We start from the raw sequence: 24,330 nt of genomic DNA, 5'->3' as shown, positions 1-24,330 counted from the left end.
CATACCGAGTATTGTGCCCCATACGCGCTCCCGCCCCAGGAGCGCGGCTTGTCACTTATCCGTCACCTTGCCGTTTCTGCCGGTTGAGCGTCCCCCAGGGCGTACGCTCCTTCCATCGCCGTGACGAAGGGAGCACTGATGGAGGACGACAGCACATCGACGGCGCGCGAGGTCGTGCGGGACTGGATCGATGCCTGGAACTCCCACGACGGGCCGCGGCTCGGAGCGCTCTACGCCGAGGGAGCCACCTACGAGGATGTCCCGACGGGCCTGACAGCCCAAGGGCCCGAAGGGATCGCCGGCTTCGCCCAGGTCTTTTTCACCCGGCTTGTGGGCGGCCTTGTCTGGGAGCTCAGGGGCGCCACGTACAGCGGCGACCGGGCCTCGGCGGAGTGGTCCTTCTCCGGGACAAACGAGGGCCTGGTTCCCGGTGAGGCAACGGCGGGGAAGGCCTTCGCCGTCCGGGGGTCCACAGTCTTCGAACTCGAGGGCGGGACGATCCGGCGCTCCTCGGACTACTACGACCACGCCACGATCCTGCGCCAGGTCGGTGCCCTGCCCGAGGGCGGGCCCCCTTCCTAGGCGGCGACAGGGATCGCGGGTTCCGACGCCGGGGTGCGTGCGCTGATACACCGGCCGCCGATATACGGTGCGCCACCCCGGGCGGGTTCAGCACGCCCGACGGACCGAGGCGGGGACACGGGTGCCGGGATGGCCCAGACCGGGTAGCGTGGTTTCGCCTCCGCGCCCGGCACACCGAGTAAGGTGCGGTACATGGCGAACCAGCACCGCTTCGATCCCTTGGCGGGCCGGCGCTCGGAAGCCGATCCCCAGTTCGACATCCTCCTGGCCGGCCAGGTGTTTTTCGACATCACCTTCACCGGGCTGGATCAGATGCCGAGCCCGGGCACCGAGGTCTGGACCGACGGCATGGGGTCGAGCCCGGGCGGGATCGCCAACCAGGCAATCGCCGCGAGCCGGCTGGGGCTGAACACAGCCCTCGCCGCGGCGTTCTCCGACGACGGGTACGGCCAGTTCAGCTGGGACATCCTCACCGGCCAGGAGCACGTCGACCTTTCCCGTTCGCAGGTTTTCCCGAACTGGCATTCGCCGGTCACCGTCTCGCTCTCCGTCAAGCGCGACCGCTCCCTGGTCACCCACGGACACCCGCCGCCGCTCACCGCCTCGGAGCTCATCGGTGTGCCGCCCACCTGCAGGGCGGCTGTCGCCGGTGTCGAGGAGCGCCTCGAGCCCTGGGTGCTCGCCGCACACGGAAAGGGCACAAAACTGTACGGCGACGTCGGCTGGGACCCGGCCCGCACCTGGTCGCCGCTGGTGCTCCATTCCCTCGAACATTTCCATGCCTTCCTGCCCAACGACGTCGAAGCGATGGCCTACACGCGCACCGACGACCCCTGGGCGGCGCTCTACGCCCTCGCCGACCTGGTGCCCGTTGCGGTGGTGACCGTCGGCCAACAGGGGGCGATGGCCGTTGACGCACTCACGGGGGAGGAGGAATGGGTGCCGGCGCTGCCTGTCACGGCCCACGATCCGACGGGCGCCGGCGACTGCTTCAGCGCAGCGTTCGTCATGGGCGACCTCGCCGGCTTCTCCCTGGCCGACCGCCTGAGCTTCGCGAACCTCTGCGCCTCCCTATCGGTGCAGCAGGTTGGCGGCTCGCTGGCCGCCCCGGGCTGGGGAGACATCGCCGACTGGTGGCACCGGGTGAGTTCAGCCAACGACGGCGTGCGCCGGCAGTGGCTGCGCCGGTACGCGTTCCTCGAGGACCTCGTCTCCGACGTCCCCCTCGAAGCGGTGCGCAGGGCCTCCGCCACCATCGCCCGGCACTCCGATGCGGGAGCCGCGGGTGCCGGTGGCAGAATGGGTCAGTGAGTTTTTCTGCCCCGCAAGCCGCCGAGCGATCGGTGGAGATCGACCTGGCCGCCGTGCGCCACAACGTCCGGCACCTGATCAACGTCGCCAGCCCTGCGCGTGTCATGGCCGTCGTCAAGGCCGACGGGTACGGCCACGGGGCCGTCCCGGTGGCCCGCGCCGCCCTGCAGGCCGGCGCCACCTGGCTGGGCACGGCGCATATCGCCGAAGCCCTCCAGTTGCGCGCCGCCGGGATCGAGGCGCCCCTGCTGGCCTGGCTGCACACAGCGGACAGCGACTTCGCCGGCGCCGTCGAGCACGGCGTCGACCTGGGGATCTCCGGCTGGGAACTCGACCGGGTTGTCGCCGCCGCCCGCCTGCTGGAGCGGCCGGCCCGCGTGCACCTGAAAATCGACACCGGGCTGGGCCGCAACGGGTGCCCTCCCGAGCTGTGGGAGGAACTCCTTGGACGCGCGCTCGCCCACCAGGAGGCGGGGCTGCTGCGCGTGGTCGGCGTCTTTTCGCACCTCGCGGTCGCGGATGAACCGGACCGCCTCGAGACCGACGAGCAGCTGTGCCGGTTCCGGGAGGCCGTCGCCGTCGCCGAAGACGCGGGGGCGGACCTCGAAGTGCGCCACCTCGCCAACACCCCCGGCACCCTCTCCCGCCCTGACTGCCACTTCGACCTCGTCCGGGTTGGCCTCGGCGTGTATGGGCTTTCCCCGTTCGCAGGGCAGAAACCGGCCGAACTCGGCCTGCGCCCGGCGATGACCTTCGCCACGACGGTCGCCAACTGCAAGGAGGTGCCCGCCGGCCAGGGGGTCTCCTACGGGCTGGTCTACCGCACCGACCACCCCACCACGCTCGGGCTGATCCCGGCCGGCTACGGCGACGGAGTGCCCCGCATCGCCACCGGCGGCCCCGTCCTGGTTGACGGTCGCATCTACCGGGCCGTCGGCCGGATCGCCATGGACCAGTTCGTCGTCGACTTCGGCGCCACCGGGCTTGCCGATTCAGCGACAAGCCCCCTCGGGCACCGGGCCATCCTCTTCGGCGGGGACGGAGCGCCCGGCGCGGAGGAGTGGGCCGCGGCGTCGGGATCGATCAACTACGAGATCGTCACAAGGATCAGCAGCCGGGTCCCGCGCATCTACCTGAACGAGGAGCCCGACGGTGAGTGAATCCGAACCGCTTGACCGGCCCGCCGCTGAAGACCGCGCCCCCGACGGCTCCGGCCCGGCTCCGGCGCCGTTGTGGGTCCGGGACGTGCGGGTCGGCTCCGCGCAGGAACTCCAGGACGTCGCCGGTGCGCTCGCGGGCGCCCTGGGCGCCGGTGATCTCCTGATCCTCACCGGCGACCTCGGGGCCGGCAAGACGACCTTCACCCAGGGCCTGGGTGCGGCGCTCGGGGTCCGGCATCCGATCATCTCCCCAACCTTCGTCCTTGTGCGCAACCACCCCCCGGTCGCTGAGGGCCCCGGCCTGGTCCACGTCGACGCCTACAGGCTCGGTACGGCCGAGGACATCGACGACCTCGATCTCGAATCGACCTTCGATGCGAACGTGACCGTCGTCGAGTGGGGGGCGGGCCGGGCCGAGCACCTGGCCGCGAGCAGGCTCGAGATCACCATCCTTCGGCCCACCGGGGCAGACGCCGCGGAGGGCGCGGGCGCAGGGGACATCGTCACGGATTTCTCCGACGACGTCGACGAGCCGCGGCTGGTCCGCGTGGCCGGGCACGGTCCGCGCTGGGCCGGGGGACCGCCGGCGCAGCTGCTCGACTAGGCTGTTACGGTGCTGATTCTTGCCCTTGACACCTCCGCCGCGGCGTCCGCCGCCCTCCTGCGCGGCACCGCCGTCATCGGCGAATTCACCAGCGTCGACACCCGTTCCCACGCCGAAGTCCTCGCCCCTGCGGTGCAGGACCTGCTGCGCGGGGCCCAGGTTGAGGGCCCTGAGCTCGGGGCCATCGCCGTCGGTGTGGGGCCCGGGCCGTTCACCGGGCTCCGGGCGGGCCTGGCCACCGCCCGCACGCTGGCCTTCGTGTGGGGGCTGCCGCTGCACGGGGTCATGAGCCTTGACGCCATTGCGCTTTCCGCCGCTGCGGCCGGAGAGCCCGGGAGCGAGTTCCTCGTCGCGACCGACGCGCGTCGGCGCGAGGTGTACTGGGCGCGGTACCGGCGCGGGCCCGGAAGCGGAGCCGGATCCGCCGGCGACGGACTGCCCGTGCTCGTCGACGGACCCCATGTGGGTGCCGCCGGCACCCTGCCGCGGCTTCCGGTGTTCGGCGCCGGCGCCGGCCTCTACCGGGATGAACTCGACGCGGCGCCGGAGTTCACGCAGATGAATCCGGAAGCGGCGGCGCTCGGGCGCGTTGCCGAAGCGCGGCTGCGCGGGGGGATTCCGCTGCTTGATACGACTCCCTTGTACCTGCGCGAATCCGACGCGAAGGTGCCCGGTCCGCGGAAACGGGTAGGGCCGTGAGCTTCTCCATCCGCCCGCTCGAGTTCGAGGACATCGAGGCGGTGGGCCGGCTGGAGCACGAACTGTTCCCCATCGACGCCTGGCCCCTGCAGCTGTTCTACGACGAGTACTTCCAGCCGGACACGCGCCGGTACATCGTTGCCGAAGCGGACGATGCGCTGGTGGGCTACGCCGGCGTCATGGTCATCGATGTCACGGCCGACATCCAGACCATCGGGGTCCTCCCCGACTACGAGGGGCAGGGAATCGGTACCGCCCTGCTCACCGAACTCCTGGCGGAGGCGGAACGCCGCGGTGCGCGGAACGTGCTGCTCGAAGTGCGGGCCGACAATCCCCGTGCACAACAGCTTTACACCCGGTTCGGGTTCGAAAAGATCTCCACACGGCGCAGGTACTACCGCGACGGCGTCGATGCATTGGTGATGCGCCTGGCCCTGAAGCCCGGCGAAGCAGAAGGGAAGACCTCATGAAGTCCAGCGCGCCGCTGGTGCTCGGCATCGAATCATCCTGTGACGAGACCGGAGTGGGAGTGGTCTCAGGCACACGCCTGTTGGCCAACACGGTCTCGTCCTCGATGGATGAGCACGTCCGCTTCGGCGGTGTGATCCCCGAAATCGCCTCCCGGGCGCACCTCGACGCGTTCCTTCCAACCCTCCAGCAGGCCCTGGCCGAGGCGGGCGTCACCCTCGACGAGATCGACGCCATTGCTGTGACCACCGGGCCGGGTCTTTCCGGGGCGCTCATGGTCGGGGTTTCCGCGGCCAAGGCGCTCGCCGTCGCCACGGGCAAGCCCCTCTACGCCGTTAACCACCTCGTTGCCCACGTGGGCGTGGGGATGCTGGGTGGCACGTTCGCCCAGGGGATGCCCGGGAACCTTGGAGCCCTGCTCGTTTCCGGCGGCCACACCGAGATCCTGAAGGTCGGAGGCATTGCCTCGGAGGTGGAGCTGCTCGGCTCGACAATCGACGACGCCGCGGGGGAAGCCTACGACAAGACGGCGCGCATCCTCGGCCTGGGCTACCCGGGGGGCCCGGCCATCGACAAGCTCGCTGCCCAGGGAAACCCGCAGGCCATCCGCTACCCGCGGGGGCTCACCCAGCCCAAATACATGGGCACGGCCGAGAACCCGGGGCCCCACCGGTACGACTGGTCCTTCAGCGGACTGAAAACGGCCGTGGCACGCAGCGTTGAACAGTTCGAAGCGGCGGGCCGGCCCGTACCCGTCGCCGACATCGCTGCCTCCTTCCAGGAAGCCGTCGTCGACGTCATCACCTCGAAAGCCGTCTTGGCCTGCCGCGAACACGGCATGACGAGCCTGCTGCTGGGCGGGGGAGTGGCCGCGAACTCGCGGCTGCGCGAGCTGACCGCCCAACGCTGCGCCGCCGCCGGCATTGAGCTGACGGTCCCGTCGCCGGCCCTGTGCACCGACAACGGAGCCATGGTCGCCGCCCTGGGGGCGCAGATCGTTCTGGCCGGCGGGGCGCCCAGCGGCATCGGCTTCGCCACCGACTCGTCGATGCCGGTGACGAGCATCGTGCTCTGAGGGGCTTCAGTCCTCCGACCGGTACGGCACCGTCGGAGCAGCAGGTTCCGCGGAAGGCCGGAGCGGCGGGAGGGCGCCTACCCGCCTGCCGCTTCCGGGCCTAGAGGCCGAGCTTCTCGAGGGCGGGCAGCTCCGCACGGACCCTGGCACGGGCCTCGGCGGCACTCGGGGCGCGCACCGCGGTCTCGGCCAGTTTGCGGGCGTCATCGAGGCTGACGCTGGCCAGCACCGCTCCGACTCCGGCGAGCGCCCGCGGCGTCATCGACAGGGTTGAAACCCCGAGCCCCACGAGCACGACGGCGAGCGCGGGATCGGCCGCGGCCTCACCGCAGACGCCCACGGGCTTCGCATGCCCCTCTGCGTTCGAGCCTTCGACGGTCAGGCCGATCAGGCGGAGCACCGCCGGCTGCCAGGCATTGTTCAGCGCGGCGAGCGAACCAAGCTGGCGGTCGGCGGCCATGGCGTACTGGGTGAGGTCGTTGGTGCCGATGCTCGCGAATCCGACCTCGGCCAGGATGGATTCGGACATGAGCGCGGCCGAGGGAACCTCGACCATCACCCCCGGGGTCTTCAGCCCCGCCTCGGTCGCCATTGCCGCGAACTGGGCGGCCTCCTCGGCCGTGGCGATCATTGGGGCCATGACCCAGACTTCCGCCGAGGACTGCGCTTCGGCGTCGGCGATGGCCTTGAGCTGACGTTTGAGGACGCCGGGGCTGGTGATGTCGGTGCGGTAGCCGCGCACGCCGAGGGCGGGGTTCGGCTCGGTGGTGTCGGTCAGGAACGGCAGGGGCTTGTCCGCGCCGGCGTCAAGGGTGCGCACCACCACCTTTTTGCCCGGGAACGCATCAAAGACGCCCTTGTAGGCCTCGACCTGGTCCTCGGAGGAGGGTTCGGTGTCGCGGCCCAGGAAGCAGAACTCCGTGCGGAGCAGCCCGACGCCCTGGGCTCCGGCCTCCGCTGCGGCCCTTGCGTCCTTGGCGCCGCCCACGTTGGCGAGCAGCGGCACTTCGTGGCCGTCGGAGGTGACGCCCCTGCCGTTGAAGACCGCAAGGGCGGCCGCCGCCGCGGCGTAGGCCTCGGCCGCTGCGGCTTCTTCGGCGCCGGGATTGAGGCTGATGGTTCCGGCGGCGCCGTCGACGAAGACCTGCGTTCCGTCCTCAAGCGAGTCGACCCCTTCGGCGGCGACCACGGCCGGCAGCCCGAGGGAGCGGGCAATGATGGCCGTGTGCGACTGCGGACCTCCACCCGATGTGACGAGGGCCTTCACCACGGTGGGATCGAGCGTGGCGGTGTCCGCGGGGGCGAGGTCCTCGGCAATGAGGATGAAGGGTGTGTCGGAGACGGGAATCCCGGGAGCGGGAAGCCCACGCAGCTGGGCGACGATACGGGAGCGGACGTCGAGCACGTCGGCGGTGCGTTCGGCCATGTATCCGCCGAGGTTCAGGAGCATGTCCGCGACAGCCCCGCCGGCCTCCCAGGCGGCGCGTGCGGGCGAGGTTCCCCGGTTGATGAGCTTGACCGCGTTCTTGATCAGCATTGGGTCGGCGGCCATCATTGCCGTTGCTTCAAGGACGGCTTTGGCATCTCCGCTGGCAAGCGTCGAGCGGCCCTTCAGGTCCTCCTGCACCGCTTTCGAGGCACTGCGCAGCGCTTCCACGGCCTCCTCGGGCGTCGTTCCCTCCGGCAGGCCTTCACCGGCAGGGGGTTCGCCGACGGGCTTGGGCATGTTCCGGATCTCGCCGATTACCCGCCCCGGGCTGACACCTACTCCTGAGAAATTCTTCATTGAACGTCCTCGTTTCCTTGCCGTCGTCGTCGGCGCATCGACTCCCACCGTACCGCCCGAGGGGCGATTGGTGTGACCAACTTCATATATCGCTGCTATAGGTGTTACCGTAGCAGGCATGGATACCGCTGGCGAGCCTGCGCCGAAAATCAGGCTGCTCCGGGCAGCCGCTTCGCTGCTGGCCGAATCCAACGGCTCTCCGGTCTCGACACGCCAGGTCACGAAGTTGGCGCGGGTCACCGCGCCAACGCTGTACCACCACTTTGGAGACAAGGAGGGCCTGTTTGATGCCGTCGTGGCGGAGGGGTTCACCGAGTACCTCGAAGGTGAGCGCAACCTGCCCACCTCGGGTCAGCCGATCGAAGACCTGCGCCGCCACTGGGACAACCATGTGCAGTTCGGCCTTGACCATCCCCACCTCTATCTGGTCATGTTCGGCAATATCCGTCCCGAGCGCCGGCCGTCGATGGTCGCTGAGGCCGAGGCCTTCCTCGAGGAGGTTCTGGAGCGGGCCGCTGCGGCGGCCCGTCTCGTTGTGCCGCCGGGCGAAGCGGCCCGGAGCCTGCTCGCCGCGAACATCGGCGTCACGCTCATGCTGATCGCAGACCCGGCGCCGGAGCGCAACCTCGAACTTTCAGTGATGACCCGTGAGGCCGTCATCTCCGCGATAGCCATAGACTCCGAGGCGGACCCGGTCATCGACACCGAGGGCACACCCTCGGTGGTGGTGGCCGCCATCGCGCTTAATGCGGCACTGCAGGCCTCACACCCCGAACAACTGTCGAATTCCGAGCTGAAGCTGTTCCTTGAGTGGCTTCACCGGATCTCCGTCCGAACAGGCTGAAGCTCCACCCATTTATCCATCACTCCCCGCAGCGACGCAGGGACAACGGTTAGGAATGCACGTGGCAACACAAACAGAAGTGGCGCCCCGCCCCAGTGCGCGGGTACGCGTCCAGAAATTCGGGACCTTCCTGTCCGGGATGATCATGCCGAACATCGGGGCGTTCATTGCCTGGGGCCTCATCACGGCGCTGTTCATTCCGAAGGGTTTCTTCCCCAACCCGGCCCTCGAAGCGCTGGTGGGCCCCATGATCACCTTCCTGCTGCCACTGCTCATCGGCTACACCGGCGGGCGCATGGTCCACGGAGTCCGCGGCGGCGTGGTCGGAGCAGCGGCCACGATGGGCGTGATCGTTGGAACCGACATCCCGATGTTCATCGGCGCGATGATCATGGGCCCCCTGACCGCGTTGATCATGAAGAAGTTCGACGGGCTGTGGGCCACGAAGATCCGGCCCGGATTCGAGATGCTCGTCGACAACTTCTCGGCCGGCATCGTCGCTGCGGCGATGGCGGTCTTCGGTCTGTTCGCCGTCGGACCCTTGGTGACGGCCTTCAGCAACGCCGCCGGCGCCGTCGTCGACTTCCTCGTCACCAACGGCCTGCTGCCCTTCACGAGCATTCTGATCGAACCGGCCAAGGTCCTGTTCCTCAACAACGCCATCAACCACGGCATCCTCACCCCGCTTGCCACCCAGCAGGCCCTTGAGAACGGCAAGTCGGTCCTGTTCCTGCTCGAGGCCAACCCGGGGCCCGGCTTCGGCGTCCTGCTTGCCTACATGATCTTCGGACGCGGCATCGCCAAGGCTTCCGCTCCCGGCGCAGCGCTCATCCACTTCGTGGGCGGCATCCACGAGATCTACTTCCCCTACGTGCTGATGAAGCCCATCATGATCCTCGCCGCGATCGGCGGCGGCATGGTTGGCATCCTCACCCTCGTCATCACCGGTGCGGGCCTGCGCTCGCCGGCGGCCCCGGGCAGCATCATCGCCGTTTACGCGGCGACTGCCTCGGACAGCTATGTGGGTGTGACCCTCTCGGTCCTGCTCGCCACGGCGGTGTCGTTCCTGATCGGTTCGGTCATCCTCAAGACGACAAAGAACCCGGCCGACGACGACGACAGCCTGAGCAATGCCACAACCAGGATGGAAGGCCTGAAGGGCCGCAAGAGCTCGGTTTCGGGCCTTCTCGGCGCCAAGGGTGATGCATCCGCCGGCCCGATCAAGAACGTCGTCTTCGCCTGTGACGCGGGCATGGGCTCGAGCGCGATGGGCGCCTCGGTGCTCCGCAACAAGTTCAAGGCGGCCGGGCTGACCGATGTGAAGGTCACCAACTCGTCGATCGCGAACCTCACCGACTCCTACGACCTCGTCGTCACCCACCAGGACCTGACCGACCGGGCCCGGCCCCTGACCGCCGGGGCCACGCACGTCTCCGTGGACAACTTCATGAACAGTCCGCGGTACGACGAAATTGTCGATCTGGCCCGGAACCAGCGCGAGGGCAACGCCACATCGGCTCCCGACAGCGGCGCGCCCGACATCTCAGAGCAGGCCCAGCCTGCTGGGGCAGAGGTCCTGGCCGAGCAGAGCGTTGTTCTCACAGGAAGGGCAACGAACCAGGCCGATGCCATCGACGAAGCGGGGCAGCTCCTTGTGGACCGCGGAGCCGTCGACCCGAGCTACATTGCGGCAATGCACGAACGCGAGCGGTCCGTCGCAACGTACATGGGAAACTTCCTGGCAATCCCGCACGGCACCAACGCCGCCAAGGAGTACATCAAGCGCTCGGCCGTCTCGATCGTCCGCTACCCTGACGGCATCGACTGGAACGGCAAGCAGGTGAAGTTCGTGGTCGGTGTTGCCGGCGTCAACAACGAGCACCTTTCGATCCTGTCGGCCATCGCCCGGGTCTTCTCCGACAAGGAGCAGGTGGCCCGCCTCGACCGGGCGGAAACCGTTGATGAAGTCCTTGCCCTCTTTGGGAAGGTGAACGCCTAGTGAAGGCCGTCCATTTTGGGGCCGGAAACATCGGCCGCGGCTTCGTGGGGCTGCTGCTCCACGAAGCCGGGTACGAGGTGGTGTTCGCCGATGTTGCCGACGCGCTGATCGACCAGCTCGCCTCGACGCCCTCCTACACGGTCCATGAGGTTGGTGAGGAACCCACCGACAAGACGGTGGACAACTACCGGGCGCTTAACTCGCGGTCCCAGGAGGCTGCGGTGATCGGGGAGGTTGCCACGGCCGACATGGTCACCACGGCCGTCGGACCCAGCGTGCTGAAGTTCCTCGCACCGGTCATCGCCGCCGCCATTGCGCAGCGGTCACCCGAGGCTCCGCCGCTGCAGGTGATGGCATGTGAGAACGCAATCAACGCGACCGACCTGCTGCGCCAGGCCATTGTGGATGCCTATTCGGGGGACCGGAGCGGACTAGAGGCCCGGGCGGTCTTCGCCAACACGGCGGTGGACCGGATCGTGCCCAACCAGGCACCCGGGCAGGGCCTCGACGTCACTGTCGAAACCTTCTTCGAGTGGGTCATCGACCGTACGCCGTTCCAGGGCAAGGAGCCGCGGATCCCCGGGGCCACCTATGTGGACGATCTCGAGCCCTATATTGAGCGCAAACTGTTCACCGTGAACACCGGACACGCGGCCTGCGCCTATTTCGGCTACGCGGAGGGCGTCGAGAAAATCTCGGACGCCATGGCGGATGCCGGGGTGGCGCGCAGGGTACGGGCAGTGCTTGACGAAACGAAGCAGTTGCTTGTCACGAAGCACGGCTTCGGCGAGGACGAGCAGGAGGCCTACGTGCAGAAGATCCTCCGCCGGTTCTCCAACCCGCACCTGCCCGACACCGTGGTGCGGGTCGGACGGGCACCGCTGCGGAAGCTCGGACGCCACGAACGGTTCGTCGGACCCGCGGCCGAACTCGCCGAAGGCGGCGCCCATCCAGCCGCCCTGCTTGCGGCGGTCGAGGCAGCGCTCGCGTTCAGGGACGCGGCGGACCCCGAGGTGGAGGAGCTCGCGCGCATCATCGAGGAACACCCCGCCGAGGAGGCGACCACGAGGATCACGGGACTCGAGCCCGCCCACGCCTTGTTCCCCGCGGTCCTCGACCTGGTGAAGGCACGCGCCACCGTGTGAGCCCCGGCCCACTGCGCCGTGGCAGCACGGCGGTTCCAGTGCAGAAGGTGCTTCCCCTCCGGGCCGGAGGGGAAGCACCTTCCGTTTTGCGGGACAGCGTTTTCGAAGAACGGGGGCGTGGCGCGGGAGGGCCTCAGCGCCACCGGTCTCCGGGCGCCCGAACGTAACGCCTCAGGACGTGTCCCCAGGGGATGACCGCGATGATGATGGCGACGAGGGAACAGCTGAACAGCATCTCTCCGGTTGCGGTGTCCAGAGTCCCGGAGACCAGGGCCGGGACGGCAACCGATCCGATCCAGATCAGCTTCCAGGCCACCTCAAACAGCAGGATCGGCAGCATCCGGACCGGGTATCTGAGCCCGAGGAACGCCAGCAGTGACAGGGCGGTCATCAGGCAGACAACCACGCCGTTCATGATCGGAAGCGACCGGACCTCCTGGAGGAGAACGGGCCATTGAACGATGGCCAGACCCACCCCGATCAGTGCGTAACCGAAACGCAGGAAGTTCAGGCGGCGCTTGGACAGCTCCGTGTCGCCGGCGGTCACTCCCGCAGGGGGTCCAAGGGTGCGGGTTGTTCTCATGGGGGAATCTCCTCGGAGGATGACGGAAAAGCCTGGTTCGGCCGGGCAGCCTGCTGCACTGCAAATGTAGGTTCGATGAATCTACGTTCGACCGGCCCGGAAAGAATCAGTGGAATGACGGATTCCGGTACTGAAGGACGGGGTGTTCGACCGGGCTACGCGTCCGCGCCCGCGACCCAGGCTGCGATCTGTGCCCTCCTGCTGAACCCGAGCTTGGCAAGGGTGTTCCGTACATGGCTCTCGACGGTCCGTTCGGAGAGGAAGAGCCGTGAGCCGATTTCCTTGTTGGTGCAGCCCTCGGCCACCAGCCGGGCAACCTCCAGCTCCCGGCGTCCCACGCGCGCGGGGGAGGCTCCGGCGTCGGGACGGGGCTTTTCCTTCAACGCCAGCTGCACTGCCGCTGCCCGCCCGAGGGAGGCGCCGGCCTCGGTTTCCGCGGCGAACAGGGCGGGGCCCAGCATGGCCGACGCCGTCGTCCTCGCCGGTGCCAGCGCGCGGACGATGCCGGCGTTCAGGGACGCCCCGGCTTCATCCCGCAGTGACTCCATGGCCCCGAAGAGCCGGGCAGCAACGCGCGGTTCCCGGGCCTGCGCGGCGCAGCAGCCCAACCCGCCAAGGAGGTAGCACTGGGCAACCCGGTCATCCAGCACCCTGGCGATCCGCAGGGCCTCGCGGAACTGCTGCCCGGCCTCGGGCGCCTTGCCCAGCAGGAGGGCGGCGAATCCGAGGTTGAGAAGCATCATGACCAGGCTGTACTCGTCGCCGAGCGCCCGGCTGAGTGAGGCCCCCGGTGCCGCCGCGGCGATGACGGATGACGGGTCGCCGTCGAGGAAGCCGTTCAGGGCCGATGCCTGGTGGACCATGAGGGTGGCGCCGTCGTCCTCGGTGCCGGCGACGAGCTGCCGCGCCTCCTCGAGCTGGCGGCGGGCCGCACCCGTGTCCGCGGACATGGTCGCGGCGATTGAGGCCATGGCCAGCAGCTGGGCCAGCAGCGCACCCTCTCCATTTCGGCGGGCGGCTTCGATACCGCGGGCCAATGTGCGTGACGCCATGTCGGAGTCGTTCTGCAGGACTGCCAGGAAGCCGCGGACAAAATGCGCCCAGGCGGAGGCCTGGACACCGCGGCGCGCGAGCAGGGAGTCGAAGCGCCGTGCGCCCTCACTGGTCGCCCGCGTAATCCAGAAGTAGATCAGGGAGACGGACACGTCGACCGCAGCCGGGTCGCCGGAGCGGACCAGTTGGTCGAGGACGGCGCGGACGTTGTCGGCTTCAATGTCCATCCAGGCCAGCCAGGCGGCCAAACGGTACCGTCCTTCGGCGGCGAACTGGAAGCACCTGGAGGTGAAGTGTTCGGTGAGCCGCCGCTCGAGAAGCTCCGACTCGCCGGACTCCGCCAGACGGAGCCGGGCGAACTCGCGCATGGATTCGTGGAGGCGGTAGCAGGGCGTGGCCGCCGTGAGGTCCCGGACCACAAGCGACTTGTCCACCAGGGAGGACACCACGTCCGCCGCCGGAACGCGGCCGGCATCGAGGCAAACGGCCTCGACGTCTTCGAGCTGGAACCGGCTGGTAAACGCACCCAACCGCCGCAGCATGCGGGCTTCCGCCTCATCCAGGAGCTCATAGCTCCAGGCGACCGCGGCCTGAAGCGTCTGGTGCCTCGGCAGGGCAGCGGGGGAGCCTCCCGTCAGGAGGGAGAACCTTTGCCCGAGCCGGCCCAGAATCTGATCGGGGCTCAGGGCCCGGGTTCGCACCGCTGCGAGTTCGATGGCAAGGGGTATGCCGTCAAGGCGCCGGCAGAGTTCGGCGACCGGGGACCGGCAGTCGTCGGTGAGTTCGAACCGGCCCGAAGCAGCGGCGGCGCGGTCGACGAACAGCTGCACTGCCTCGTTGAGGCGGAGTCTGCCCAGGTCCTGCTCGTCAACGGCAGGAAGCTCAAGGGGCGGCACGGGAACGACATGCTCCTCCACGAGTCCCAGCGGCGCCCTGCTGGTGGCAAGGATCCGTACGTCGGGCCCCGCTTTGAGCAGCCGGTTCGCCAGCTGCGCCACCTCCCGGGCCAGGTGCTCGCAGTTGTCCAGAACGAGCAGCAGGCTGCGATCCTTCACCTGCCCGCACAGGGTTGCCGTGGGGTCCCCGGCCCCCAGCTCCCGCAGGTCAAGCGCGGCGAGCACCGTGCCGGCGAGGAGCTTCGGGTCCTGCACCTCGGCGAGCTCGACGAACCAGACACCGTCCGTAAAGCTGCGCTTCAGCTGCGCAGCAAGCCGGATGGACAGCCGGGTCTTTCCGACACCGCCCGGCCCCACGAGGGAGACCAACCGGGTGGTCAGGAACTTGTTCCTTGCCTCACCAAGCTCCCGCCGGCGACCGACGAAGCTCGAGGTCTCCGCCGGCAGGTTCCCTGACGCCCGAACGGCCATCAGTGCCAACTCCGCCGAGCGCGGCGGCGCACCACGACGCCCGGCGTCCGACCCGCCCGGTGCCGCCCCGGTCCGGATACCTGCCCGAGCTGTGCTTTTCCCCGCTTCATTCACTCATTACACCAGCAGTGCAGGACTTCGGGCGCGGCGTCCCGGCCGATGCCTCACCGCGTGCGCGGATCGACAGCGGCGCCCCCTGCATGCAGCGGCCTCAGCCGGCGGACTCGGCCTGCCGCGCGGCCTCAATTCCATCGAGGATGAGCCCGAGCCCGAAAACAAACTCATCCCCATAGGCGTATCCGGGCTGCAGGATGTGGGTGGAGGCCATTTCGGCGAGATGAGGGAAGGCGCCGGACATCATCTGCTGCTGGGCAAGAATGCTCTCGGTCGCTGTGTCAAGGTCCCCTGACTCGCTCAGCGGCAGGGCGGCCTCCTGGAGGGCGAACCCGTCAACATAGCTGTCAAGGAGCGACATCGCGTGGGCAACCAGCGGCATCGAGAAGCCGGCCCCGCGCAGGGAGGCGATCACCGCGTCAAGGTGGCGCAGCGTTGCCGCGCCCGGCGTCGAGCGCATCAGGCTGATTGCCCACGGGTGGCGCGCCCAGACTGCCCGCGCGGACCGGGCGCGGTCTTCCATGGCGGCCCTCCAGGGGGCAGCCGCGGAGGGCAGGGCGATTTCGTCGAACACAAAATCGACCATGCCGTCGATGAGGTCGTCCTTGTTTTTCACGTGGTAGTAGAGCGACATGGCTTCAACGCCCAGCTTCTGGGCGAGCTTGCGCATGCTCAGCGACTCAAGGCCGCCCGCATCGGCAAGGGCCACCGCCACTTGAACCGCCCGGTCCCGGGACACTGGCTCGCGGGAGGCCGACCGTGTTTTTGACGATGCCACCCTGTCCGCCTTCCGTGAAGCTCCCCAACCCGTCAATGCCTGCTCTTCCCAAGAGCCTACCTTACGGTGTACGGTTGGATCAACTCCGCACCTTACACTGTCAGGTTGACGGTTCATCGGGCGGAGACCGCACATGCCAGCCCAATGAAGGGAACCATAATGAACGAGTTTCAAACGCCATTCCGGAGTACGGCCCGCTCGGTCGGGGTGCTGTTCCTGGCGGCCTTTTTGACCTACGGGGTGGGCAGCCTCCTGGTGACCACAATCACCGGAGTGCCGGACTTCCTCACGGAAGCGTCATCGAATCCGCTGTTCACCGCCGGCGCGGTGCTCATGCTGCTCAATTCCGCCGTCGTCGTGCTCATCGGGGTGCTGATGTTCCCGGTCCTGGCACGGCACAGCAGCACCGTCGCAGCGGGTTACCTCGGCACGCGGGTGTTTGAGGCGGTCCTTCTTGCGGTCGGCGTCGTGAGTGTGCTGTCGCTGGCGGCCATCGGCAGGGCGTCCTCCGCGGGCCGGCCCGATGCCGGCTTGCTCCAGACCCTTGCGGAACTCGCGATCAACGGCAACTTCCTCTCCTACCAGGTGGCCATGGCGGGGCTGGGGATCGGCAGCGTTTTCTTCTGCTCCCTGCTGCTTCGGGCCGGGCTCGTGCCGCGGTTCCTCGCCGTGTGGGGTGTGATCGGTTATGCGGTCGTCGCCACCGGCGCCGTGTTGGAGCTGCTTGGCTTTGCCGGACTTGGGATGATCTTCACGGTTCCTGGCGGCCTGTTTGAGCTGTTCTTCGGGATCTGGCTCATCGCTAAAGGTTTCACGACGGTCCCCGCAGTTGCGGCGCCGGAGGATCGGATGGCCGTGGGCTGACCGCCAGGTGGTCACCCTGGTTCGGTGACCCCGAATGATGACCCCCGTATGGTCCGTTCCTACCACGGCAAGCGGACTCCGGCCATCGAAAGCAGGCTGGAGGCGCACTGCCTGAAGACCCGGGGCACGGGGAGTGCGCAGCGGTACGATCGGCGGAGACAGCCCGGCGTGGCCAGGGCTGCAAATCCAGCAGGGAGGATGCCATGACCAGCGAAACACCCGATCCGGCCCAGGAGATCGACAGCAGCGACATCGAAGCCATCCAGAACGACGAAGGCCTGATCCAGGCCGACCGGGTGGACCTGATCACCAGCCAGCTTGAGGAAGAGGACGCGGATCCGGACCGGGATCCTCCCGGCGCCTGACCGCCTGCCAGACGCCCAGGATGGTTCCTGCCGCCGCCTGACCGCGGCTGGGTCAACGATGAAGAAATGCGCTGACCCGATTGGCGAGGAGGGCAGGGTTGGCGTCATGCCCCTGACCGTCGAGGAGGCCGAGCTCTGCCCCGGGGACCACCTGTGCGATGCCCTGTGCGCCCCACTGCATGAACTCCGGGGAGGCGCCGCCGGCCAGGGAGAGTGTGCGGGCGGTGATGGAGGCCAGCTCGGCCGGAATGCTGCTGTCGCCCATCACGGCGTCGTCGTAGCCGAGGGTGGGGGCCATGGCAGTCATCCCCTCCCAGGCAGGTGAGGATTTCATCTGCTCGACCGCGGCCCCGGGCATCCCGACCCGGGTCAGGAATGCCGTCACCGCACCATCCCGGTCTCCTGCACCCAGCGCCGAGCCGAGTTCCGCCGTATAGGCGCTGGCCGCCGGGCGGGCGGGCTCGGGCATGAAGGGCACCTCGTACACGATGAGGTCGGTGACCTCCCCGCCGAGGCGGGCGGCGGCGAGAGCGGCCAGTGCCCCTCCGGACGACAGGCCCAACAGGGCGGCCGGAGCGCCGACCGCGGTGATCAGGGCCGCGATGTCCTCGATCTCCCGGTCCACGGCATAGGGGCCGGTGTCGCCGCTGGCACCGCGGCCCCTGCGGTCGTACAGCACGACGGTGCGGGTTGGCGCGAGCCCGGCGGCGATGGCGCGCATCGGCCCCGAGTCCCTGTGGCACATGGCGCCGTCGATGAGGATGATTGCTGGGCCCGCTCCCTGGATTTCGTAGGCAATGCGGGTTCCGTCGTGCGAGTACACATCACTCATCGGTTTGTTCCTCCCGTAGGCTACTGTCTCAGCTGCTTGACCATATCCATGACGACGGCGCGCAGGTCGCCGCCGGTCTCCTCGGCAACCCGGCGCTGGCGCTGGTAGCCGGCGCCCCGGCGGATGATCGTCTCAACATCGGCGAGCTCGTCGCTGCAGCCAAGCCTGGCGGCGACGGGTTCGAGCCGGTTCAGCACCTCCGTGAGGTGTTCGGTGACGAGCTGTTCCTTGCCTGCCGCGTCGAGGATGACGATCGCGTCAAGGCCGTACCGCGCGGCGCGCCACTTGTTCTCCTGGACATGCCAGGGGGGCATCGTGGGAATCGTTCCCCCCGCCTCGAGCTGCGTGGAGAACTCGTCGACGAGGCACTGGGTGAGGGCGGCGACAGCACCGACGTCCTGGAGGGTGGACAGCCCGTCGCAGACGCGCATCTCCACTGTGCCGAGGTTGCCCACGGGGCGCACGTCCCAGCGGATCTCGCTCACCGAGTCGATGACTCCCGTGGTGAACATGTCCGACACATAGGACTCGTAGGCCTGCCAGTCGGGGAACTGGAACGGCAGTCCCGCCGTGGGCAGCTGCTGGAACATGAGGGCGCGGTGCGAGGCGTAGCCCGTGTCCTCGCCGCACCAGAACGGAGAGGAGGCCGACAGTGCCTGGAAGTGCGGGAAGTAATTGACGAGCCCGTCCAGCACGGGCAGGACCTTATCGCGCGAGTCGAGGCCAACATGGACGTGGACCCCGTAGATCACCATCTGGCGGCCCCACCACTGCGTACGGTCGATCAGCTTGAAGTAGCGTTCCTTGTCGGTGACCGCCTGGGAACGGGGGGCGCTGAAGGGGTGGGACCCTGCGGAGAACAACTCGACGCCCATCGGGTCAGTGACCTCGCGCACCGCGGCGAGTGACCTGCTGAGGTCCTCTTTCGCCTCGGCGACGGTCGTGCAGACGCCCGTGACCAGCTCGACGGTATTGAGCAGGAGTTCCTGCTTGATGTGGGGGTGTTCCTCGTCGTCCTGCAGTTCGGGGTGGTTGGCGCTGACTCCCCGGAGGACTTCCTCGGCGGCTGAGACCAGTTCGCCGCTCTCGCGGTCCACCAGGGCCAGTTCCCACTCGACGCCCAGCGTTGACTGTGCAGACTGGGCAAAATCGATCTTCATGGGGCTGGCTCCTGACCGGTACCGGACTGTGTGCTGGTGTATCGCCTCGGCAGCGCGTCATCGCGAATGAGAACTGAGCCCAATATTAGTGCAGGGCCCGCACCGCCGCGTCCGGTCTCCGGATGGAACAATGGGCGGGTGCCAATCCTCAACAAAGACATGACCCTGTGTATCTCGCTCGCGGCCCGGCCCAGCAACTTCGGGACCCGGTTCCACAACTACCTTTATGACGAGCTGGGACTGAACTACATCTACAAGGCCTTCACCACCACGGACCTGCCCGCGGCGATCGGGGGAGTGCGTGCGCTCGGCATTCGGGGCTGCGCTATTTCGATGCCCTTCAAGGAGGAGGTGATCGCCCTCGTTGACCGCATGGACCCCTCGGCCAAGGCGATCGACTCGGTGAACACCATCGTCAACGATGACGGAACCCTCACCGCCTACAACACCGATTACCTTGCCGTGGCGCGCCTGCTTGCCGAGCACGAAGTTGACCCGAGGCACGACGTGCTCGTGCGCGGTTCCGGTGGAATGGCCAAAGCGGTCGTGGCGGCGCTGCGGGACTCCGGGTTCGGCAACGTGACGGTCGTGGCCCGCAATGAAAAAGCGGGCCGGGCGCTGGCCGGCCAGTACGGGTTCGGCTGGCAGGGCGAGCTGGGTTCCTCAACCGCGGGGCTGCTCATCAATGTGACGCCGATCGGCATGGCCGGCGCCGACGCCGACGGGTTCGCCTTCCCGCCTTCGGCCGTCGAGGCCGCGGAGGTGGTGTTCGACGTCGTGGCGCTGCCGTCCGAAACGCCGCTGATCCGGGCCGCCCGGGCGGCAGGCAGGCCGGTGATCACCGGCGCCGAGGTTGTCGCGCTCCAGGCCGAGGAGCAGTTCGTGCTGTACACGGGCGTTCGGCCCACCCCGGAGCAGGTCAAGGCGGCCGGAGAGTTCTCCCGGCAGGCCTGAAGCCAGAAGCGTGAGGCTTGAGGACGCCGGCTGGACCTCCCGGCTGCTCGGCCTGGCACTTACGCGCCTGGACCGAGCAGCTTCTGGAGGGGTCCGTCGTCGAAGGCCTCGAGGAGGGCCTTGACGTCCTTGTAGACCTCGACGGCGCCGGCGTCGCGCAGCTCGGATTCACTCGTACCGCCGGTCGTCACGCCGATGGTCGGGATGTCCAGGTCCGTCGCGGCAAAGACATCCCACACCGCGTCGCCGACAAACACAACGTTCGCCGGTTCAAGCCCTCCGGACTCGAGGGCGGCCTGCAGGATGTCGGGGGAGGGCTTGCTATTCTCGGCGTCCGAGGAGCTTGTTGCCCCGGTGATGGCGGCGTCGGCGTCAATGACGCTGCGGAGCACCCCGAGCTCCTGCCCGGAGGCGGAGGACGCGAGGACCACAACGAGTTCCGCCTCGAAACACTTGCGCAGCAGGTCTCCGGCACCTTCGAAGGCGCGCAGGGACGGCCAGAACGTCGAGAACACGGCGCCGTGGGTCGCATCGAGCTCCCCATCCACGGAGGTGTCCCGGTCACCGCCCAGGAGATGGGCGATCAGCTTGTCACCGCCCATGCCGATGGCCCTGTGGATTTCGGCCATGGGAACGTCGTGCCCGAACCGGCGGAACGCCTGCCACCACGCCAGGGTGTGTTGGTAGTTCGAGTCGACAAGGGTGCCGTCGACGTCGAAGAGGACGCCGCGGCGGGGGGAGGATGGGTTGGGATTCATGACGGCCACCTTGATGATCGGGTTTTCACCCGAGTGTAGCGATCGCATCCCGCCGGTCTGCGGCGAATTCGCGGCTGGTCCTCACGGCAGACTTCCTGTACGGACCGGGAGGTTGCCGGCCGGCAGGACCGGAGCGCCGGCGCCGGCCGGTGCCTCTATCTCAGCCCGCGGATCACAAGATCGACGGCGGCGTCGCGCGCCTTTTCGTATTCGTCCTCGCCGATGCCGCACTTGCGCAGGTATTCGATGCCCTGCTGCACCGTTACGAGCGCAAGCGCCGTCTCGTTGGGGTCGAGGCCGGGGTCGATTTCCCCGGCGTCCTGGGCGCGGCGGATCTGCCGGCTGAACATCTCGCGTGTCGCCGCATGCGAGGTGACGGCGCAGCGCTTCACATCCTCGTCGCGGCCGCTCAGGGCTGTGGCGCTGTTGGAGAGCAGACAGCCTTTGGCCGGCGGCCGGGCGGTGGCGTCCCCCTCGAAGACCACGGCGGAGAGCAGGGACTCCAGGGGTGCGTCAAGGGACGAGAGGGTGGTTTCGAGCCTGGCGGCCTGGGAGGTTCCGTAATCCTCGAGGATGCGCACGAACAGGTCGTGCTTGCTGCCGAACGCTCCGTAGAGGCTCTGCGCGCCCACGCCCGTGGCCTCGGTCAGGTCGGAGATCGAGGTTCCTTCATAGCCGGTGCTCCAGAAACGGTCCCGCGCGGCGGCGAGGACATTGCCTTCATCGAATGTGCGTGGTCGGGCCATGCGGGAATTCTAGACGTTCTTGAACGGTTGTTCAATATTTGACAAGCGGCAGCGCGGCCGACATATTTGAACGGACGTTCAAAAACTGAGGAGAGCTTTTATGAAGGCCAGCACAGCCACAGCGCCGGATCCAGTCGCACCGGCGCCCCGCCCTGCCCGCACCCGATCGCCATGGTGGGGAGTCACATCCCTGTCGGTGGTGCTCTTCGCGATCGTCACGAGCGAATTCCTGCCGGCGAGCCTGCTCTCACGCATGTCGGCGGACCTCCAGATCTCCGAAGGCCTGGCCGGCCAGGCCGTCACCGCCACCGCCGTCGCCGCAGCAATCACCGGTCCGACCGTTGCACTGGTGCTCCCGCGCCTCGACCGCAGGCTGGCCCTGATCGGGCTTGTCGCCCTGGCCACGCTCTCCAACCTCCTTGTTGCACTCGCTCCGTCCTTCGCGGTCCTGCTGACCGCACGGCTCCTCCTCGGCGTATCAGTCGGCGGATTCTGGGCCCTCGCCATCGCCGTCGTCGCAGCCCTGGTGAGCCGCGAGAAGATCGGCCGCGGCATGATGGTCGTGAATGTCGGCGTCTCCCTGGCAACGATCCTCGCCGTTCCCCTAGGCCTGGTCCTTGGCGAGCTGTGGGGCTGGCGCACCCTGTTCCTCCTCGCGGCCGCGGCAAGCATCGCAGGCATGGTCCTGGCCGCCCTCTGGCTCCCGCCGGTGGCCCCGGAACCCTCCCCGGGCCGGGCCTTCCTGGCGACCCTGCGTTCACCGCTGGTGATCGTCGGGATGGCCGGCATGTTCCTCATCGCGGGCGGGCACTTCGCCGGGTTTACCTATATCCGGCTGGCCGGTGACCTCGTCGCCGGGCTCAATGCCGAGGGTTTCGCCCTGGCGCTGGCCGCGTTCGGCATTGCCTCGTTCATCGGCAACCTCGCCAGCGGTCCTGCCGCCGATGGCGCCCTTCACCGTTCAGTGATCGTGATGGGGGTGGCGATCGGCGTGGCAACGATTCTGTGGGCCACCCTGGGCACCAGGACCCCGGTCGCCGTGGCGGCCATCGTGCTCTGGGGCCTTGGATTCGGCGCCATTCCCACCCTCATCCAGTCGTGGATGGCGCGGGCACATCCGGAGAGCCTCGAATCGGTCTCAGGCGTGACGGTGGCGGCCTTCCAGCTGGCCATCGGCATCGGCGCGGCGGTGGGCGGAGTGCTCGTCAACACCTTCGACGTGCGTGCGGCGCTGATCGCGGGCGGGGCGGCGGCTTTGACCGGTGGCATCCTGCTCGGGGTGGTGCGCACCCGCAGGCTCCCGGCCTAGCCGGTTCCCTGGGCCGGTAAACCCGGAACCGGCTCAACAACGATGGCCACCCGGTCCTCGCCGATCCGGGTGAGGACGAGGGTCGCCTTCCGGCGGGCCTTCCCGGAGCCGGCCAGCAGCTGGCGGCGGACCTCCTCCGGAGTGACCGAGGTGCCGCGCTTCTTGATGTCAAGGACGCCGATACCCTCGCTGCGCACCCACTGCTTGAGGGCCTTCACGTTGTAGGGCCGGATCTCGAGCACCCGATAGGCGCGCGCGAACGGGGTTTCGACAAGCCCGGGGGCGCAGACGTAGGCGATGTGCGGATCCAGGAGGTGCCCGCCCAGCTGCCCGGCGACGTCGGCCACGAGGCCGGCGCGGATGACCGCGCCGTCGGGCTCGTACAGGTAGCCCTCCGCCGCGCCGACCGGGGCGGCGGGGCCGGCGTCGAAATCGGCGTCGCTGGTCAGCTCGGCGGCGCCGTGGGGGCCGAGGACCAGGGCCGCGCGCCGTACGTTGGGCCGCCGCAGCGCGTTGAACCACAGGGCCACCTCGGTGACGTCTCCGTCAACGGACACCCACTGCGCCTCGCAGTTCGCGGGAACCGCCTCGTGGGGAATCCCGGGCCCCAGCTTCACGCCGACCGCTGTGCCGCGGTCGGCAAGCTCCTCGACGAAGGACAGCGGCGGGGAGAAGGCCTCGGGGTCGAAGATCCGGGTGGTTCCCGACGTCGAGGTGCTGCGGCGGGCGGGATCGAGCCACACGCCGTCATATTCGGTGATGTCGAATGCCGCCGCGTCGGCGTTGACCACCCTTGCGTTCGGAAACGGCAGCAGGTTCAGGGTCGCGGCGGCCGCCGTCGTCTCATCGAGCTCGACGGCGGTCACCTGGCGCTCGAGGGTCGCTAGGGCCATTGAGTCGGCCCCCAGGCCGCAGCCCAGGTCGGCAACCCGCTCAAGCCCGGCGTCAACGAAACGGGCGGCATGGTGCGCCGCAACCTGGAGGCGCGTCGCCTGCTCAAGGCCGGCGGCGGTGAACACCATCCGGTCGGCGAAGGGGCCGAACTTCGCCTGGGCCTTGGCGCGAAGCCGCGACTGGGTCAGGGCGGCGGAGATCAGGTCGGGGGAGTGGCCGGCCTTGCGCAGCTGTTCGCTGAGCTGCAGCGCGCCGGCCTCGGAGTACGGGCCAAGCGAGTTGAGCAGCTCCCACCCCTCGGGTGTCAGGAGGGGCAGGATGTTGTCGGAAGCCATGAACCAACCCTAGGCGAAGGATCGCCGGCTCCGGCGCCGTCCGCCCGCAACCGTAGATGACGACGCATCTGGCACTCGCCTTGACCGAGTGCTAACTGTTTGCATAAAGTCGGGGTTGGCACTCTCACTAGGAGGGTGCTAATTCCTGAGGGAAGCGCCAGCCGGCACCGCGACGACGGTCAGCGCCCCACCGAGGGCCCACATTCCATTAGTAACGAACGCAAAGGAGAGCCCGAGTGTCGGTCTCTATTAAGCCTCTTGAGGATCGTATTGTTGTCCGCCCACTGGAAGCCGAGCAGACAACTGCCTCCGGCCTGGTCATCCCGGATACCGCTAAGGAAAAGCCCCAGGAGGGCGAAGTTGTAGCAGTTGGACCGGGCCGTGTCGACGACAACGGCAACCGCGTTCCCGTCGATGTCGCTGAGGGCGACGTCGTCATCTACTCGAAGTACGGCGGAACCGAAGTGAAGCACGGAGGCCAGGAATACCTGGTGCTCTCTGCCCGCGACGTCCTGGCGATCGTCGTTAAGTAGTTTTTCTCAAGG

General features: G+C 68.3%; 24 protein-coding genes. 15 read left to right on the top strand and 9 right to left on the bottom strand.

Annotated features, from left to right (window positions below):
- The first annotated feature begins 138 nt into the window (after positions 1-138).
- From AC4D2R_RS00560 to tsaD, 7 genes are all read left to right on the top strand, one after another.
- Positions 139-582, top strand: a complete 444-nt coding sequence (locus AC4D2R_RS00560; RefSeq protein ID WP_490936520.1) for an ester cyclase — start codon at positions 139-141, stop codon at positions 580-582.
- 192 nt (positions 583-774) lie between these two features.
- A complete protein-coding gene (locus AC4D2R_RS00555) occupies positions 775-1,893 on the top strand; it encodes a carbohydrate kinase family protein (protein ID WP_490936518.1) in 1,119 nt (372 codons plus the stop codon).
- The gene (gene alr, locus AC4D2R_RS00550) at positions 1,890-3,053 is read left to right on the top strand and encodes an alanine racemase (RefSeq protein ID WP_490936516.1); all 1,164 of its coding nucleotides are present in this window, start codon (positions 1,890-1,892) and stop codon (positions 3,051-3,053) included. Before AC4D2R_RS00555 ends, alr begins: the two co-directional genes overlap by 4 nt.
- Positions 3,046-3,657 (top strand): tRNA (adenosine(37)-N6)-threonylcarbamoyltransferase complex ATPase subunit type 1 TsaE, encoded by a 612-nt coding sequence (gene tsaE, locus AC4D2R_RS00545; RefSeq protein ID WP_490936514.1) that lies wholly within the window; start codon positions 3,046-3,048, stop codon positions 3,655-3,657. Before alr ends, tsaE begins: the two co-directional genes overlap by 8 nt.
- A 9-nt stretch (positions 3,658-3,666) precedes the next feature.
- Complete coding sequence (gene tsaB / locus AC4D2R_RS00540; protein ID WP_490936512.1) at positions 3,667-4,356, top strand: tRNA (adenosine(37)-N6)-threonylcarbamoyltransferase complex dimerization subunit type 1 TsaB; 690 nt, start codon at positions 3,667-3,669, stop codon at positions 4,354-4,356.
- Complete coding sequence (rimI, locus tag AC4D2R_RS00535; RefSeq protein WP_490936510.1) at positions 4,353-4,826, top strand: ribosomal protein S18-alanine N-acetyltransferase; 474 nt, start codon at positions 4,353-4,355, stop codon at positions 4,824-4,826. Before tsaB ends, rimI begins: the two co-directional genes overlap by 4 nt.
- The gene (gene tsaD / locus AC4D2R_RS00530; protein WP_490936508.1) at positions 4,823-5,899 is read left to right on the top strand and encodes a tRNA (adenosine(37)-N6)-threonylcarbamoyltransferase complex transferase subunit TsaD; all 1,077 of its coding nucleotides are present in this window, start codon (positions 4,823-4,825) and stop codon (positions 5,897-5,899) included. The genes rimI and tsaD overlap by 4 nt, the downstream gene beginning before the upstream one ends.
- 100 nt (positions 5,900-5,999) lie before the next feature.
- On the opposite strand, the gene ptsP is transcribed toward tsaD, so the two are convergent.
- Positions 6,000-7,685: a phosphoenolpyruvate--protein phosphotransferase gene (gene ptsP / locus AC4D2R_RS00525; protein ID WP_490936506.1), complete on the bottom strand. Its 1,686-nt coding sequence runs from the start codon at positions 7,683-7,685 to the stop codon at positions 6,000-6,002.
- Positions 7,686-7,803: 118 nt separating this feature from the next.
- On the opposite strand from ptsP, the gene AC4D2R_RS00520 reads away from it, so the two are divergent.
- The 3 genes from AC4D2R_RS00520 (at position 7,804) to AC4D2R_RS00510 (ending at position 11,673) form a co-directional block, all read left to right on the top strand.
- A complete protein-coding gene (locus AC4D2R_RS00520; RefSeq protein ID WP_490936504.1) occupies positions 7,804-8,529 on the top strand; it encodes a TetR/AcrR family transcriptional regulator in 726 nt (241 codons plus the stop codon).
- 61 nt (positions 8,530-8,590) lie between these two features.
- Positions 8,591-10,528 carry a PTS mannitol transporter subunit IICBA gene (locus tag AC4D2R_RS00515; protein WP_490936502.1) on the top strand — a complete coding sequence of 646 codons (1,938 nt, stop codon included), beginning with the start codon at positions 8,591-8,593 and terminating at the stop codon, positions 10,526-10,528.
- Positions 10,528-11,673, top strand: a complete 1,146-nt coding sequence (locus AC4D2R_RS00510) for a mannitol-1-phosphate 5-dehydrogenase (RefSeq protein ID WP_490936500.1) — start codon at positions 10,528-10,530, stop codon at positions 11,671-11,673. The genes AC4D2R_RS00515 and AC4D2R_RS00510 overlap by 1 nt, the downstream gene beginning before the upstream one ends.
- Before the next feature lie 133 nt (positions 11,674-11,806).
- Here the strand turns inward: AC4D2R_RS00510 and AC4D2R_RS00505 are convergent, their stop codons facing one another.
- The 3 genes from AC4D2R_RS00505 to AC4D2R_RS00495 form a co-directional block, all read right to left on the bottom strand.
- Positions 11,807-12,256, bottom strand: a complete 450-nt coding sequence (locus tag AC4D2R_RS00505) for a hypothetical protein (RefSeq protein ID WP_490936498.1) — start codon at positions 12,254-12,256, stop codon at positions 11,807-11,809.
- A gap of 155 nt (positions 12,257-12,411) precedes the next feature.
- Positions 12,412-14,676 carry an ATP-binding protein gene (locus AC4D2R_RS00500; protein ID WP_490936496.1) on the bottom strand — a complete coding sequence of 755 codons (2,265 nt, stop codon included), beginning with the start codon at positions 14,674-14,676 and terminating at the stop codon, positions 12,412-12,414.
- 211 nt (positions 14,677-14,887) lie between these two features.
- Positions 14,888-15,568 carry a TetR/AcrR family transcriptional regulator gene (locus AC4D2R_RS00495; RefSeq protein WP_490936494.1) on the bottom strand — a complete coding sequence of 227 codons (681 nt, stop codon included), beginning with the start codon at positions 15,566-15,568 and terminating at the stop codon, positions 14,888-14,890.
- Positions 15,569-15,727: 159 nt separating this feature from the next.
- Here AC4D2R_RS00495 and AC4D2R_RS00490 point away from each other — a divergent pair, with 159 nt between their 5' ends.
- Both AC4D2R_RS00490 and AC4D2R_RS00485 read left to right on the top strand, forming a co-directional pair.
- Positions 15,728-16,432 carry a DUF4386 domain-containing protein gene (locus tag AC4D2R_RS00490; protein ID WP_490936492.1) on the top strand — a complete coding sequence of 235 codons (705 nt, stop codon included), beginning with the start codon at positions 15,728-15,730 and terminating at the stop codon, positions 16,430-16,432.
- A 203-nt stretch (positions 16,433-16,635) separates the two neighbouring features.
- A complete protein-coding gene (locus AC4D2R_RS00485) occupies positions 16,636-16,797 on the top strand; it encodes a hypothetical protein (protein WP_490901336.1) in 162 nt (53 codons plus the stop codon).
- Positions 16,798-16,849: 52 nt separating this feature from the next.
- Here AC4D2R_RS00485 and AC4D2R_RS00480 read toward each other — a convergent pair whose 3' ends face one another.
- Both AC4D2R_RS00480 and AC4D2R_RS00475 read right to left on the bottom strand, forming a co-directional pair.
- Positions 16,850-17,629, bottom strand: a complete 780-nt coding sequence (locus tag AC4D2R_RS00480) for an alpha/beta fold hydrolase (RefSeq protein ID WP_490936490.1) — start codon at positions 17,627-17,629, stop codon at positions 16,850-16,852.
- Between the two features lie 20 nt (positions 17,630-17,649).
- Positions 17,650-18,789 carry a glutamate--cysteine ligase gene (locus AC4D2R_RS00475; protein ID WP_490936488.1) on the bottom strand — a complete coding sequence of 380 codons (1,140 nt, stop codon included), beginning with the start codon at positions 18,787-18,789 and terminating at the stop codon, positions 17,650-17,652.
- A gap of 138 nt (positions 18,790-18,927) precedes the next feature.
- Here AC4D2R_RS00475 and AC4D2R_RS00470 point away from each other — a divergent pair, with 138 nt between their 5' ends.
- The gene (locus AC4D2R_RS00470; RefSeq protein WP_490936486.1) at positions 18,928-19,743 is read left to right on the top strand and encodes a shikimate 5-dehydrogenase; all 816 of its coding nucleotides are present in this window, start codon (positions 18,928-18,930) and stop codon (positions 19,741-19,743) included.
- A 59-nt stretch (positions 19,744-19,802) separates the two neighbouring features.
- Here AC4D2R_RS00470 and AC4D2R_RS00465 read toward each other — a convergent pair whose 3' ends face one another.
- The gene (locus tag AC4D2R_RS00465; RefSeq protein ID WP_490901344.1) at positions 19,803-20,501 is read right to left on the bottom strand and encodes an HAD family hydrolase; all 699 of its coding nucleotides are present in this window, start codon (positions 20,499-20,501) and stop codon (positions 19,803-19,805) included.
- A gap of 155 nt (positions 20,502-20,656) precedes the next feature.
- Complete coding sequence (locus AC4D2R_RS00460; RefSeq protein ID WP_490936484.1) at positions 20,657-21,247, bottom strand: TetR/AcrR family transcriptional regulator; 591 nt, start codon at positions 21,245-21,247, stop codon at positions 20,657-20,659.
- A gap of 100 nt (positions 21,248-21,347) precedes the next feature.
- Between AC4D2R_RS00460 and AC4D2R_RS00455 the strand changes: the two genes are divergently transcribed.
- On the top strand, positions 21,348-22,556 hold the full coding sequence (locus AC4D2R_RS00455; protein ID WP_490936482.1) for an MFS transporter: 1,209 nt from the start codon (positions 21,348-21,350) through the stop codon (positions 22,554-22,556).
- Here the strand turns inward: AC4D2R_RS00455 and AC4D2R_RS00450 are convergent.
- The gene (locus tag AC4D2R_RS00450; RefSeq protein WP_490936480.1) at positions 22,553-23,785 is read right to left on the bottom strand and encodes a THUMP-like domain-containing protein; all 1,233 of its coding nucleotides are present in this window, start codon (positions 23,783-23,785) and stop codon (positions 22,553-22,555) included. The two genes, AC4D2R_RS00455 and AC4D2R_RS00450, sit on opposite strands and share 4 nt — an antisense overlap.
- A 236-nt stretch (positions 23,786-24,021) precedes the next feature.
- On the opposite strand from AC4D2R_RS00450, the gene groES reads away from it, so the two are divergent.
- Entirely contained in the window at positions 24,022-24,318 is a 297-nt protein-coding gene (groES, locus tag AC4D2R_RS00445) for a co-chaperone GroES (protein WP_459278926.1), read from the top strand.
- Positions 24,319-24,330 lie beyond the last annotated feature (12 nt).

The sequence above is a fragment of the Arthrobacter sp. TJ-217 genome (assembly GCF_058269255.1).
Note: the sequence above shows the minus strand (reverse complement) of the source record. Positions and strands in the feature narration are given on the sequence as shown.

Coding starts and splice junctions, on each gene's coding strand:
- AC4D2R_RS00560 (WP_490936520.1), top strand. CDS start 139: ATGGAGGACGACAGCACATCGACGGCGCGCGAGGTCGTGCGGGACTGG.
- AC4D2R_RS00555 (WP_490936518.1), top strand. CDS start 775: ATGGCGAACCAGCACCGCTTCGATCCCTTGGCGGGCCGGCGCTCGGAA.
- tsaD (WP_490936508.1), top strand. CDS start 4,823: ATGAAGTCCAGCGCGCCGCTGGTGCTCGGCATCGAATCATCCTGTGAC.
- ptsP (WP_490936506.1), bottom strand. CDS start 7,685: ATGAAGAATTTCTCAGGAGTAGGTGTCAGCCCGGGGCGGGTAATCGGC.
- AC4D2R_RS00520 (WP_490936504.1), top strand. CDS start 7,804: ATGGATACCGCTGGCGAGCCTGCGCCGAAAATCAGGCTGCTCCGGGCA.
- AC4D2R_RS00505 (WP_490936498.1), bottom strand. CDS start 12,256: ATGAGAACAACCCGCACCCTTGGACCCCCTGCGGGAGTGACCGCCGGC.
- AC4D2R_RS00500 (WP_490936496.1), bottom strand. CDS start 14,676: ATGGCCGTTCGGGCGTCAGGGAACCTGCCGGCGGAGACCTCGAGCTTC.
- AC4D2R_RS00490 (WP_490936492.1), top strand. CDS start 15,728: ATGAACGAGTTTCAAACGCCATTCCGGAGTACGGCCCGCTCGGTCGGG.
- AC4D2R_RS00485 (WP_490901336.1), top strand. CDS start 16,636: ATGACCAGCGAAACACCCGATCCGGCCCAGGAGATCGACAGCAGCGAC.
- AC4D2R_RS00480 (WP_490936490.1), bottom strand. CDS start 17,629: ATGAGTGATGTGTACTCGCACGACGGAACCCGCATTGCCTACGAAATC.
- AC4D2R_RS00475 (WP_490936488.1), bottom strand. CDS start 18,789: ATGAAGATCGATTTTGCCCAGTCTGCACAGTCAACGCTGGGCGTCGAG.
- AC4D2R_RS00465 (WP_490901344.1), bottom strand. CDS start 20,501: ATGAATCCCAACCCATCCTCCCCCCGCCGCGGCGTCCTCTTCGACGTC.
- AC4D2R_RS00460 (WP_490936484.1), bottom strand. CDS start 21,247: ATGGCCCGACCACGCACATTCGATGAAGGCAATGTCCTCGCCGCCGCG.
- AC4D2R_RS00455 (WP_490936482.1), top strand. CDS start 21,348: ATGAAGGCCAGCACAGCCACAGCGCCGGATCCAGTCGCACCGGCGCCC.
- AC4D2R_RS00450 (WP_490936480.1), bottom strand. CDS start 23,785: ATGGCTTCCGACAACATCCTGCCCCTCCTGACACCCGAGGGGTGGGAG.